The 14,494-nt window shown below is 53.9% G+C and carries 5 protein-coding genes; all 5 read left to right on the top strand.

Going from position 1 to position 14,494, the window contains the following annotated elements; all coding sequences use genetic code 11:
• Window positions 1-644: 644 nt before the first annotated feature.
• The 5 genes from EFB11_RS10425 (at window position 645) to EFB11_RS10405 (ending at window position 14,441) form a co-directional block, all read left to right on the top strand.
• Window positions 645-1,490 (top strand): tyrosine-type recombinase/integrase, encoded by an 846-nt coding sequence (locus EFB11_RS10425; protein WP_122790167.1) that lies wholly within the window; start codon window positions 645-647, stop codon window positions 1,488-1,490.
• A gap of 279 nt (window positions 1,491-1,769) precedes the next feature.
• On the top strand, window positions 1,770-2,906 hold the full coding sequence (locus EFB11_RS10420) for a zinc-ribbon domain-containing protein (protein WP_122790166.1): 1,137 nt from the start codon (window positions 1,770-1,772) through the stop codon (window positions 2,904-2,906).
• Window positions 2,903-3,181, top strand: coding sequence for a hypothetical protein (locus tag EFB11_RS10415; protein WP_122790165.1), 279 nt, complete (start codon window positions 2,903-2,905; stop codon window positions 3,179-3,181). Before EFB11_RS10420 ends, EFB11_RS10415 begins: the two co-directional genes overlap by 4 nt.
• Before the next feature lie 9 nt (window positions 3,182-3,190).
• A complete protein-coding gene (gene srtB, locus EFB11_RS10410; protein WP_122790164.1) occupies window positions 3,191-3,961 on the top strand; it encodes a class B sortase in 771 nt (256 codons plus the stop codon).
• A gap of 67 nt (window positions 3,962-4,028) precedes the next feature.
• Window positions 4,029-14,441: a Cna B-type domain-containing protein gene (locus EFB11_RS10405; RefSeq protein ID WP_164706724.1), complete on the top strand. Its 10,413-nt coding sequence runs from the start codon at window positions 4,029-4,031 to the stop codon at window positions 14,439-14,441.
• Window positions 14,442-14,494 lie beyond the last annotated feature (53 nt).

Below are 14,494 nucleotides of genomic sequence, written 5' to 3'. Positions count from 1 at the left end.
AAAGAATTTCTCTTTTTTCGCATATGCCCCGGAGATTCGGAAAATCATATATACGACCAATATCATTGAAGGACTGAACCGTCAGTTTTGGCAGATTACAAAAATGAGCTGTTCTTTGACGAGTATTACGCTCAAAAAAGAGCAGAAGGCAAGCCATATCGTGTATACTAACCCATGTTGCTCAAAAACTCCTTTAAGTTATTTACGCATCGCAGACCAGAATATCCGTTATGATCCGTTAAAGTGCACTCTTTCTTTTTAGCCCTTTGATCGAGGGCTCAATTTTCTGTACCCATTTTATTCTTTTAAAAAATCTTCGTTAATTACTGGACATCTTAATAGTTGGTCATTCCAGTTCCTAGGACATCCGGAAAGGCTAGTTGTACGGCGAAGTCCCAGTCTCTTTTACTGCTGAGAAATCGGCTAAAGTGCTTTGATCTGCTGCAGCTATGGAGTAGTGCTGTAGCCACACAGTTTCCTATAAGCAAGTTTGTAGGATATGAGGAAAGTACCAGTTCCGGTGCCCCAGTGACAAACGTATCAATACGGCGTGCAAAGCCCACAGCGGCAGATACTGCGCTGTGGGCTTTGATGTTTCTGCACTTCCTATACAATAGAGATATAATCCTAACAGGAGGGTCTTTATGAAAAATCATCAATTAACACGACCACAAATCCAAGCATATGCCCATCATCTTCTGACGGAAGAAAAGAGTGGTGCAACCATAGAGAAATATCTTCGTGATGTTCAAGCATTTGCCTGCTGGCTCGATAATCGCAACATTAGCAAGGAGATGACCGCAGCGTGGAAAGCCCACCTGGTGTCGCAGAACTATGCCCCGACTACCATCAATGCCATGCTCTCTGCGCTGAATAGCCTGCTGGAATTTCTCGATTTGCAGGAGTGCCGGGTAAAATTTCTCAAGATCCAGCGCCGCTTGTTTCGGGATGCCAATCGTGAGTTAACCAAGGACGACTACCGGCGTCTTCTGAACACGGCCTACAAATTAGGACGGGAACGGTTGGGACTTCTGGCGGAGACCATCACAGCTACCGGTATCCGGGTCAGTGAAGTACAGTATATCACCGTGGAAGCGGTTCGACAGGGTAAGGCAGAGATCGCCCTCAAAGGCAAGATCCGCACCATCCTGCTCCCCGGAAAACTCTGCCGAAAGCTGATAAAGTACGCAAAAAAACAGAAAACCGCTTCCGGCGCGATCTTTCGCACCAGAAACGGAAAGGAACTTGGCCGCCGACAGATTTGGGCGGAACTGAAAAGGCTATGCAAGTACGCCGGCGTGGAACCGGAAAAAGTATTCCCCCATAACCTTCGACACCTGTTTGCTACAGTCTTTTATCGGACCTGTCGGGATATTGCAAAGCTGGCCGACCTGTTGGGTCACAGCAGTATCGAAACCACACGCATCTACCTAGTTTCCTCCGGCGTGGAGCACCAACGGGAGATTGACAGACTGGGACTTGTGTTATAGTCACAGAATCAACATTCTGTCCTAATATCATCTACATACTGAAATTGTACATTGTCATTATAGCATGCGTGGACACGAAAGACAATGCAATTTCCAGATTTTGAACATAAGAATTAGGCTGCAAGCATAATCTGCATTTGCGGCCTGGCTTTTTACGCCCTTTCGTCCTCTTTCAGAAAGAAAGACGGGCGATTTTTTATACCCATTTTCTCCAATTAGTAGAAAGAAAGGGAAAAATCTATTCAGAATGTTGATTCTGTATAGAAGGAGGGAGGACCCATGCGGGAAAGTCTGCATGACTTCTGCATACGGGAAGGGCGGAAGGAGCTACTGAATGAATGGGTAGTCAACATAAACTTTCCCTTTACCCCTGCAACCATTCCCTACGGCAGCACGAAAAAGGTTTGGTGGCAGTGTGAAAAGGGCCATCGCTGGCAGGTAACGGTGAACAGCCGCACCTCCCACCATACCCATTGTCCCTACTGTTCTGGTCGAGCTGCGTGGACTGGAGAGACCGATTTGGCTAGTTGTTTTCCAGACTTGATCAGAGAATGGCACCCCACCAAAAATCTGCCACTGACTCCGGAGTGTGTATTGCCTGGAAGCGAGAAGAAGGTCTGGTGGCAGTGTAGTCTGGGGCATGAGTGGCAGGCGAAAATCCGTTCACGGGTGGATGGCTGCGGCTGTCCAGTGTGCGCCAACCGTGTTGTAGCTCCGGGCGTCAATGATCTGGCCAGCCGGTTTCCCAAACTGGCCCAGGAGTGGCATCCCACGAAAAACGGAACGTTGAAGCCCTGGGATGTGACCTTCGGCACCAAGCGCAAGGTTTGGTGGCGCTGTACGCAGGGGCATGAGTGGAGCGTTTCTGTCCAGTCCCGCACCTTGGACGGAACCGGATGCCCGGTCTGTGCCGGACGGGTGATCCTGCCAGGAGAAAACGATATGGCTTCTCGGTTTCCAGCGGTGACCCGAGAGTGGCATCCCACCAAAAACGGATCGCTGCTGCCATGCCAGGTCACGCCTGCCTGCAAACGGCGGGTATGGTGGATCTGTCCCTTGGGACACGAATATGCGGCTTCGGTGGGGATGCGAACTATGCGGAACTCCGGTTGTCCCTACTGCGCAGGGAAAAAGGTTCTTGCTGGGTTCAACGACCTGGCTACGACGCAGGCAAAAATCGCGGCGCAGTGGCATCCTACGCTGAATGGCTCATTGACGCCCCAAATGGTAACCGCAGGCTCCCACAAAAAGGTTTGGTGGACCTGCGCCGAAGGCCATGTCTGGAAGACTGCCATATATTCCCGAACCGGAAAGCAGAAGCGTAACTGTCCGGTTTGTGCTGGCGTAGTCAGTAAGCAACCAGGTGCACGCTACGAAAAAATGCTTGCAGAAGCAAAGGAGGTCATGCGGGTATGATCATGAAACAATCTTTGCTGGAGTTGCTCTCCATTCAAATGGGATGCGAAAATCTGTCCGATTTGCGCTATCTAACGATTACTCAAAAGCATTACTTGACACAAAAACTGAAAATGCTCTCGCCCAGGCAGGAAGACCTCCGGGATTGGAACGAGGCCCTGACATATTTGACCGGTGAGCCGGAAGAAAAAACAGCTTTCGCTGCCAAAGCACGGCTCATTGAACTGTGGTCCGACGTCCCAAAAGCAAGTGGGAGTGGTTCCCAGAGCACTTAGAAATCTAAGATGAAAAAAAGAAGGATCTTATATTGGATTTGTGTTCTTTTTTGTACGGGCGGCCTGCTGGTATTTGGATGGCTTTTTTTCCAGCAGTGGCAGGAATACCGTATGGGGGAACTGGCCTATGACAAACTGCAGAAAAGTGTAGTATCAGTCCCACAAAAGACACCGGCTCAGCAGCCCTCCATCCCTTTCCAGGAAGAGATCCAGCTGGAATTGCCCCAAGTGGATTTTGAGGCTCTGGCCGACATCAACCCAGAGGTGGTGGGGTGGCTTTACTGTCCGAACACCGTAATTTCCTATCCTGTCCCCCAGGGGGAGAACAATTCCTATTATCTGAATCATCTCTTCGACGGTACCCGCAATAGCGCGGGCAGCCTCTTTCTGGACAGTCGATGTCAGGGACTGACGGGACAAAACAGCGTGATCTACGGCCACTACATGAAGAACGGAACTCTCTTCGCTTCTTTAAGCAAATATCAGGAGCAGGCATATTACGAGGCACACCCGGAACTGTTTCTGATCACACCTGAGAATACCCTGACCATCCGATTATTTTCTGCCTACATCGCCGGGGAAAACGACGATGCCTGGCAGTTGACTTTTTCCTCTCAGGAGGAATACGGTGCATGGTTAGAGAGGATTCTGGAACGTTCCTGCTTTACAAGCGAGGTTATCCCACAGTCCACGGATCGGGTCATTACCCTTTCTACCTGCAACTATATGTTTCCGGGGGCACGATTTGTGTGTCACGGAGTTGTGGACACATTGAGATAATTTGGTGAAAGGCTGGGAATGTTTCTGCTTATCTCAACAACTTTCCATGGAAAAGGAGATTGTGATAATGAAACGTAGACGGAATATAAAAACCCGTTTATGCAGTATGATGCTCATAGTGTGTATGATGTTTGGTCTGTTTTCTATGCCGACAATTGCCTTTGCCACAGGGACACAGTCCGTCTCGGTGGAATGGACACCGCAGCGACAGACCATCAGCGGACAGCGTCAGGTAAATCTGACGGCCAGCCTGACACAGAGCGACGGGACTCCTGCTGCGGAGCTGATCGACATTCATCTGGAGAAAGCCGAGACAGAAGCGCTCCAGTGGGATGGTGACTTCATTGACGAAAGTGCGCTTGGGCTTACAGAGCCGGAGAGCGGTGACAACGGTTCTGACGAAGGCGATGAGCCGACCTCACCTTCGGAGCCGGAGAGCAGCGACAACGGCGATGGCAGTGCGCCTATCACCGACTTGAATGCCCCCGCAGGAGGAGAGGCTGGGCAGGATGAATCTCCGGCAGCGTCCCAGCCCTCTGCCGCCCCGACAGCACCCACCGGCGGTGCCGACGCAGAGACCTCTGCCGTTCTGATTGCAAAAAACGACGGCGGCGCGGTACTGCGAATTTTGCTGAGTGGGGCGAAATTTTATGAGAAAACCTTAACTTTCATCGATGTAAATAGCAGCAATTTGACTATCAATATTGCTGATGAAGACATTAAAGTCCAGACCTACGAGGATGGTGCTCCCACAAGCATTACGGCAGTTGATCTTTTAGAGGACGGCAATGACGATGCCTTGATTACCACCTCTGCTTTCACCGTTTTTGCGCATATCCCTGAAGAGATCGCGGTCAGTACAACGCTGGAGACCGTTGATCTGGGCAGCGAAGGCAGCAAGGATATTACATACAGCATCAACCTCCAAAAGATCGCCGCGGGAGAAGGTGGGAAGGATTATACCTTTACAGTGAAGTTACCCGTGGGCCTTTCCCTGCCCGCAGGAGAGATCAGCTATGACAATGGTAGCATCACATGTGGTGAAACGGAAATCGCAAAGCTGGAATATCCCAGTGACGCAGCCGGAAGCTTTTCCGTCAGCGAAGGAAGCTTGAACCGAACGAACGATGGATTTGTCTTTACAGTTGCCGCCCCGTATGATACAGACGCCACAGAAAATGAGGTTTACGTCATCACATTGACCCTTCGCGCCGACAAGTTTGCCCGTTCCGCAGAGGCCATCAGCGGCGAGGTGACCCTCGCGGTCAGCGAAGCGGGTGGCAAAACTGCCTCTGATACCGTGACCATCACCGCCGGAGACGCTACCCTGCCCGGGGAGGGCGGCTGGGAAGTGACTGCAACGGAGACCAAGGATCAAAACCAAGCCGTTTTCTGGCGGGACAACGAAGAGCAGAACGCCCGACCGGAAGGATGGAGTGATAGGAATTTCTGGAAGACCCAGGTCAAGCTTTACTATACGCTGACGGATAAAAATGGTGTGACATACGAGCGTACGCTGCTGACGGAGGACGCGCTGGCAAAGGTCGGCCTGGAGACCTACCCCACTTTTGTCCCGTATGGCGCCCATGGCTTTACGGTGAAGGATTTACCCAGCGTGATTCAACAGACGGATCCCAACAATCCCAACAGCGTTGTGAACACCTACGAGGTCTCCTGGTCCCTAGAGCCCCCGGACGGCGTAGACGGCTATGATTTCCGGAACATCACCCAGAGCGAGGTGGGCGAGGATCATACATATCCCTCCATCGACACCCCGGGCTGGTACTATATGCAGCAGGATACCTTCACCTTTACCCTGGATATCCGCCAGGGTGACGAGAACCCTCTGGATGAGAACCGTGAGGACAAGCTCCGGGCTCTGCTGGAAAATTTCCAGTTCAACTGGACCTACAACAGCAGCACCGGCAATGATAGCATCATCGATATGATCGATGCATTCCACGCCACGCCCAGCTATGACGAGGGGAAAATTACCATCACCGGCATGTGGAAGTACAATGTGGACGGCAGCCCCATCCACTACAACGTGACGGAGAGCTCAGGAGAAGGTTCGACTCCTGACAGACAGATTACAGCGGCAGAGCTGGGTGAGACCGATCTGCTGGGGGACAACGAGTGGTATCAGATCCAGTATGTAAACACCGGTGTTCCCGGCGAAGGACAGGACACCGCCGCCCTCCATAGCGGCGGCACCCTTCAGCTGGTGCGCCAGGGAAATACACAATACGAAGCCACCAAGATCTGGCTGGATTCCTATGGGGACGCAGAAAACAGCGGCCGTCCTCATGCCAATTTCACCCTCTACCGTTATCGAAAAGGGGAGGATCCTGGCACCGCTGCCCCAGTGAATGGCTACAATATTACGCTGACAGAAAAAAAGGATGAGGGAGGCGATGAAACCGGCCATTATGATATAAAGGTCATGACGGACGACGAAAACGCTACGTTGGCAGATCTGCCCAAGTATGATACGTTGGATGGCGCGGAGTTTATCTATGTGATACGGGAGACCCTTACTGGCGTCCATGCAGACCAATATGAGCAGGTGTTTGGCACGGTTACCGTGGACACGGAGGGTAACATCAATCAAGAAATCGATTCGCTCCCCAATGGGGCTTTGCCCGACGGCAACACCAATCGTCCCGATGGGAACACCTATCTCTATAACAACGGAACCCTCACCAACTATCAGAAGGACACTATCCCGGTTACCGCCACCAAGACCTGGTCTGCCGCGGCCTACCAGTCTACCTTTGACAATGTGGCCGTGGAGCTGACCCTCCAGTACCGGGAGAAGGATAGCGGCGGCAGCGGAGAATGGAAAACCTATAAAAACAGCGAAGGCGAGCCCGTAGTCCGCTACCTTCATCGTTTTTATGCCGAGAGTCTCAGCGATACGCTGGTGGACCACCCCTCCATGCCCCTCTATCAGACATCGACGCAAGACACCACTAACAAGGAACTGGAGTACCGCTGGCTGGAGACCGCGGTGTATACTGACGCCGCAAACGCCACAGAGACGGACCTGGGCAACGCCACAGGGAAAATTACAATTGATTACCCCGAGGGCGAAAACGCTAACACCGGTAACAACCCCATCGGCTCCTTCGAGATGAACGGCAGCAAGTATACCGTCTCCCAGACGGGCACCAACAACACCCAGATCATCAACTCCGTGTCGGAGTACCTGAACTATAAAGTCATCAAGGAGTGGCACAAAGGTAGCACCCCTGGACAGATCACGATCCAGATCCTCCGGTCCGTGGCCGGCGAGGACTTTACGGATTATCTGGAATTTACCATGAAAGCAGAAGAAGGTGACGAAACCGTCACCGTAACTGGGCCGAAAACTCTTCCGGACAGCGTCAGTGAGGATTTCCAGATCGAGGGTGGACCGGCAACAACCACCGGTAGCGGTGACGATCCGGTTGTGACTTGGAATGCACTGGTATCCGGCTTACCCCGGTTCGATGATCGAGGCAGGCCCTATGAGTACCTGCTGCTGGAAAAGGGCAACTTCCCGGTCTACGAGACAGAGATTGATGAAAGTGGAAACTACACGACCACCGTCATCAACGGCGGCGGAGACAGTGGCTTCAACCTGCTGGCCCGAAAGGTATGGCTGGACGACGGTGACATGGAGCACCGGGACCCGGTGACCCTCACGCTATACAACAAAAACAACAACCAGCCGATCACCAAATCCGGTGGCGGCAACTACACCATCACCCTAGGCGGCCCAGGCGAAGAGAACCTCTGGCACAAGGTGGTGTGGATCGGCACCTCCGAACTGGGGAATACGGATGCGAAAGGTGACGATGGCAAGTTTGATGAGAATGATGTCTACCTGGTGGAGACCGAGGTAGGAGAAAAACTGGTGGACCACCATCTGGAGACGGTTGGAAATGTAAGTAGTCCGCCCTATGAGTATCTCTATCGTGAACGGAAAGATGGAGAGCCCGTCTTCGAAGTCACCACCGACAACCACCGCTATCAGGTGACCTATAAGCGGGAGGATGCGACCAGCAGCGAGGACCCTGCTGCTAAAGGCGTCGGCGTGGCCTTCACCATCACCAACCGTCGTCTGGGTAGCATCGACTTGGGGGTGACCAAAGACTGGGTGGACGGCCGTGCGGGAGATTCCTCCCAGGTTCTGGAGCAGATCAAAGCGGTGCTGGAAGAGTATGCAAATAATGATACGAACCCCACCTACCTGGCTCTAGCCTTCCGTTTGGTGTTCGACGACTCCATGGAAAAGACGGAAGAGGATGACCAGAGCGATGAATGGAACATCACCTACTCCGGACCCAGTGTCCACAGCGACACCGTCTGTGTGGGCGGCGAGGATGTTCAGATTTACAGCACGTACCAGAAGGATAGCCAAAAGAGCGAAGGCTATAAAGATACCGGCTCCTCCGAGTGGATCATCCTAGGGTATGTGAAGGATGACGAAGGAAATTGGAAATTCACGACTGATAACAGCGCCAAATTCCTCGGTTTGCCTAAGTATGACACCAACGGCGAGGTCGTGGCCTACTCCATCGAGGAGGTCTGGTTGGACGTGACCAATGCCGGGATGAATGATGACGGAACAATTACAGCGCCCACGGTGGTGGACTTCACAGAAGATACTGACCGGAACCAGTATTCCGAACTCTACGCCCTGTGGCAGGACTTTTCGGCGGACTACCAATGGGGGGAGTATGATGCTGATGTGGATGGCGCCCACACCCGGGACGAGCAGACTCTGAACGTCACCAACGCCCGCCGCGGCAGCAAAACGGTTCAGTGGACTGTGGAGTGGCAGGACGACTTTACCCACAACAGTAATCTCCGGCCCGACATCTATTTGGATATTTACCAGGTAACCTATACTTATGACGAAAACGATCATGTTACTCCGGTGATCAGCAGGGTAACAGGCCGAACCCTTGACTGGGACATGGAAAAACCCGGAGAATGGACCGCCACCATGAGCGGTGTCCCGGCCTTTGACGCGAAGGGCAACGAGATCTTCTACTACGCCGTGCAGCGCACCGTCATGAATGCCGGCGACTACGATTATCAGGTGGCTCAGTACGAAATCGGTTCTACGGCGCTGGGCACGCGGGACGAGCCGAAGGAAGGGCTTGCGACTCTGAATGCCGAAAACACATCCATCACCGATGCCAATGGTCAGCCCTACAATCTGGTCGTGCTGGGTACACGGGACGGAGACAGAGAGGACACACTGGGCAGCATCCAGTGGGGCAACGGCCAGCCCTCCGGCATCGGTGCCTTCGGCACCAGCAACAACTATCCCAAGTACGCCCTGCTGGAGGGCGGGACCATTATCAACACCTTGGCGGAGACCTATACCATCGAGGGTGTGAAGTACTGGACCAACCTACCCACCGGCTGGGAAGAGACCCGTTTGCCTCAAGTGACCTTTACGGTGTCCCGGCATACGGACAAGGAGGATGACGCGGAGGAAGTTGCCAAAGTCGTCATTTCTTCTGACCAGTGGAAAGAGCTGAAAAGCGGCACCCAGTACCGGTATCTCATTGCGTATGAGGGGATCAATGTGCTGGGGAAAAACGATGCCGGTGAGATCGATGTCGCGGAAGTCTATGACATGGCAACGGGAGAACGCATCGCAATACCCACGCCCCTTCCCCGGTATCAATCGGGAACCGGCGCTCTCTGGACCTACACGGTGGAGGAGACCGTCAACTGGGAGGAGGGAAGCAAGCCGGACGACGGACATCAGATTTTTGATGCCTCTGACGGCACAGGCTTCACCTTCACCAACAACTATAATCCCACCGAGGGCAGCATTCAGGTGAAGAAGTTCCTGTATCTGCCCGGTGAGAAGGCAGCCGATGGCACCTTCATCCCCAGCGCCTACCCCGCAGTGACCTTCCGCTTGGAGCGGTGGCTGCAAAAAGCAGATGGTTCCAACTATGTCAAAGACACTTCTTTCAATTCCAATCAGCAGACCATAACCCTTACATCGGCCCAGGTACAGCGCATTTGGGAGAATACGGATACTTCTGTGGTAGAAGGAGCGATCCTTGACAGCGGCAAGAGTACTTCGGGGGATGCTTACATCTGGGCCACGCTGGAATTTGACGACCTGCCCCTCTATGCCCCTGACGGCACCAGGTATCAGTACAGTGTCTCCGAGGTAAAGACCTGGCTCAACGATTATGATACCTGGGGCGTGAAGGGGGATGTGAGCAACCCGAGCGAATTTACAGAACCAAATAAGAACATCACTAGTATCAATGAGTTGGAGCCTGAGAAAGTGGCGGAGAATGAAACGCCCACAGTAGACGCCACCTTCAAGAACCAGCGGGCGAAGGAACCGCAGGTTTACAATCAATTTATCGCCACCAAGATCTGGGAGGACAACAACTCTTCTTTCCGGCCAACGACCGCGGATTTTGAGAAGCTGCTGATCCTTACCCGCACGGCCAAGGCACAGGGGGGAACCGGTGGCGCAGCTGGCATCGAGGAAACGTTGAAACCAGACGAAGATTACACCATCAGTATTACACCTGTGGCCGAGAACAGCGGCACCTGGACCATCACCATCACACCAGCTGACGGCAAATCCTTTGAGAAATACGCTCCCAACGGTATGGAATGGACCTATACTCTGAAGGAGCGGGTAACGGAAGAAGGACGTCTGCAAATTACGGAGGAAGGTGACAAGGATCAGGATAAGATCTATACGCCCTCTACCCCAAATGGCAAGGCGAACGGAGCGTGGCAGCATACCATTACCAGCAAAACGAAGCCGGTAAGCGGTAATCCCGACACCTATTCCTTCGGCTCTCTCACCAACAGTACCCTGACCCTGGCCAAGTTCGAAAAGGCATGGGTGGACGAGGAAAACGAGCCCATTCCTCAGGATTATCTGGGCTTTGATCTGACCGTGAACCTCCAGCTCCAGGTCCGGGAGATGAACAGCAATGAGCCTTGGGTTGATGCAAACGAGTGGACATCCGATGGAGGAAAGACACTTGGACTTGCGGCAGGGGCAGATGTTCACGCGCTGACCGGACGGGTTGTGGGGGCAGACCACAACTGGACCTATACCTTTGAAAAACTGCCCGGCGTGGTGCAGGATACAGACAACGGCTACATCTTCCTGGAATACCGGGTGGTGGAGACCAAGGTGTCCTGGGGAAACGGGGAAGACCAAAGCCAGACGATCGATCTGCCGGAAGACAGCACAGAAAACTCCTTTCCTTATCAGGTAAATCATAGCAACCGTCTGGTGACCAACGCCACCTTCCTCCGCCGCAGCAATACCAGCACCACCACAAACAAGCTGGCCACGACCTCCGTATCGGTGACCAAGGCGTGGGACGACAACGACAACCGGTACGGTACCCGTCCGGGCGCGGATGGCCCCTGGTCCTGGGCCTCCTGGTTCGTCCTTCAGCGCACTGCTGTGACAAATCCGTCGGAGTCCAATTGGGAGAACGTGGCGGTATTCGAGAAGCTCTACGGCAATAACGCCGAGAGCGGCGGTGCCACCGATCCCGGAAACTGGGAGGACACCATCACTGGCCTACCCATCATGGATTACAGCGGCACTACGGCTCAGCGATATACCTACCGGGTGCGGGAACTGCAGCCCCTGAATGCCGGTGAAAGTTATTCCTTGGTTACCGAGGAAGGTGACGCTGCTGTAACGGCGGCCATCGTTCCGGAAGATGGAACCTACAATCCCAACGGCATCCACTACACAACCATCTATGGCGCCCCCGCTGACGGTAGCACGCTGTGGACGGTGACCAACTCCATGGATACCCCGGATCCGGACGGTGGCGTGCCCCGGAATGTGAGGGTAGAGAAGGCCTGGGTGGGCACGGATGCAAACAGTAATGTTGCAGAAGTGACCTTCTATCTGGAATACAGCTATACCGATACAAACGGTAATACAGTCTGGGACGAGGCCAAGTTTCTGGAAGATAACCAGTGGCAAAAGACCGCAACCAAGGACAACGGCTGGAAGGTGAGCTGGGAGGCGTTGCCCGATACCGACGGCAGCGGCAAACACATCACCGGCTACCAAGTGGTGGAGAAAACGGGCAGCGGCTGGGTACAGCTCGGGGTGCACAACACCCATAACAACGATACCACCATCTACACCTTCACCAACTCCATTTCCACCAGCTACAGCGTGGAGAAGGTGTGGCGGCCCGATACGGCTGCAACTCATGAGGTGACCCTGGGTCTGTACCGGACCACGGATACCAAAAAGGTGGGCTCGACCACCAGCGGTACTCCGGTTCCGCAGGATGAGTTGGACAGCACGAAGGGTGTGCGGAAAGTGACTTTGGGCGAAAGTACTTGGACGCATACTTTCACCAACCTGCCCAAGTACAACACCAGCGGACAGACGTATTACTACTACGTCCTGGAGCTGGACGGCAGCGGTAATCCCATTGCCCAGAATGGGACGATTACCCTGGGCACAGAACCCAACCAGGTAAGCTACGAAGTGTCCTATGATTGGACAACATATGCTACCAAGACCACTGTCACCAACACCACCGCCATCAGTCTCGACGGGACCAAAACCTGGAAGGATAACGGCAACGCATACGGCACCCGTCCTGCTGCCGCTGACATGAAGCTGATTTTGGAGCGAAAGGTGGAAAATGGGACCTGGGTCGATGTCTCCGCCCTCTATACACCTACCTGGGATACAACGACCCATGCGGCTACAAATCAGTGGACCTACCGCTACGACGGTCTGCCTACCCACAACAGTACCGGTCAGGCGTACACCTACCGAGTGCGGGAGTATCCGGTGCCAGACGGGTATGCGTTGGAAAACCAGAAAACCAACGGTACTGCCGGCGAGGTGAACACGACCAATGGCAACTACGACTTCACCAATGTCCTCTCCGGCAAGGTGACGATCACCGGACAGAAGTTCTGGAGCGGAGGGGTGGGAAGCACCATCCCTGCCCTGATGCTGGAGCGGCGGCTGAGTGGCTCCGCCGACACATGGCAATCCGTCACGGTAGACGGCACAACGGTAACGCTGACGTGGAACACAGATGCATCCCCATGGACGTTCACCTATACGGGCCTGGACAAGTACAACAGCAACGGTGTCCTGTACGAGTACCGGGTGCGCGAGAAAGAGCCCGACGGCTATGAGGCAGGTTACAAGACAGAGACCATTGGCGGTCACCCCGGTACCTCTGTGGACGGTCTGATTATCACCAACTACAAGGACGGCAGCCTCAAGGTGAACAAGACGGTCTCCGGTAACCGGAGCGACCCGAAGAAGGACTTCCACTTTACAGTCACCCTTACCGGAACTTCCTCGGCAGGTACCGCGGCGACCTCTATCAGCGGCAACTTTACCATCCATAAAACGGATGCCCAGGGAAACAGCACCCAAAGTACGCTCCAGTTGACAGGTGGTGTGTCCGATGAATTTACCCTCAAGCATAAGGAGAGCCTCACCATTGAGGGCCTGCCTGCTGGCATCGGCTATGAAGTGACCGAGAAGGAGGTCAACCAGGACGGCTACAGCACTTCCGGCACCGGTTGGACTGGGACCATCCCGGCCGGCGACACGGCGAAGGCCGAGTTCAACAACTACAGCCATAGCAGCAGTGGAGGGGACGATGGTCGGACAGACATCACCGGACAGAAAATCTGGGTTGATAAGGGGTCAAACGATCCCAAGCGGCCCAGTAGCATCATCCTGGAACTCTACCGGAAGATCGAGGGCGGCACAGAGGAGCGGGTGTATGCAACCCCCACCTGGATCAAGACAGGCAATACCTGGACCTACACCTTCCATGCCCTACCCAAGGAGGACGAAAACGGGAATACGTACATCTACCGAGTCAGCGAGGTGGTGCCGGAGGGATATGAGTCTTCTCAGAGCGGCAACAAGATCACAAATCACAGTTCTGAGACAGAGTCCGGTTCTCTTCAGGTGAACAAGCAGGTCACCGGCTCCGGGGGCGATCCCACCCGGGAGTTTACTTTTATCGTGACCCTGAGCAACACAAGCCTCACCGGCACCTATGGCCAGATGGTCTTTGTCAACGGCGTGGCTACCTTCACCCTCTGGGACGGCGAGAGCCTTTGGGCGGATAACCTGCCCGAAGGTATCACCTACACAGTGACCGAGAAGGAGTCCAATCAGGACGGTTACACCACCACTGCCACCGGTGATGCCGGAATCATTCTTGCCGACACTACCGCCTTGGTGGACTTCGTAAACAACCGGCCTGGCCCTGAGCCTGTTCCCAACCCCGCTCCCAATCCTGACACCGACACCAACCTGTCCGACACGCTCGGAGGATCGGAGGTCCCGACCGGAGACCAAGGTAATCTGGCACTCTATGGTGTGTTGACCGTTCTGTTTGCAGCGGGCCTGGCAGCAGTACTATATCTGGGAAGATATCCAAGACAACCAAAAGGCAAAAAATGATCAAGCTGATAAGCGAATTTTGTGGAAATCTATCTTACCCGGGCATAGCATGA

The sequence above is a fragment of the Intestinibacillus sp. Marseille-P6563 genome, assembly GCF_900604335.1.
In the GTDB taxonomy this organism is placed as follows: domain Bacteria; phylum Bacillota; class Clostridia; order Oscillospirales; family Butyricicoccaceae; genus Butyricicoccus_B.
Note: the sequence above shows the minus strand (reverse complement) of the source record. Positions and strands in the feature narration are given on the sequence as shown.

Coding starts and splice junctions, on each gene's coding strand:
- EFB11_RS10425 (WP_122790167.1), top strand. CDS start 645: ATGAAAAATCATCAATTAACACGACCACAAATCCAAGCATATGCCCAT.
- EFB11_RS10420 (WP_122790166.1), top strand. CDS start 1,770: ATGCGGGAAAGTCTGCATGACTTCTGCATACGGGAAGGGCGGAAGGAG.
- EFB11_RS10415 (WP_122790165.1), top strand. CDS start 2,903: ATGATCATGAAACAATCTTTGCTGGAGTTGCTCTCCATTCAAATGGGA.
- srtB (WP_122790164.1), top strand. CDS start 3,191: ATGAAAAAAAGAAGGATCTTATATTGGATTTGTGTTCTTTTTTGTACG.
- EFB11_RS10405 (WP_164706724.1), top strand. CDS start 4,029: ATGAAACGTAGACGGAATATAAAAACCCGTTTATGCAGTATGATGCTC.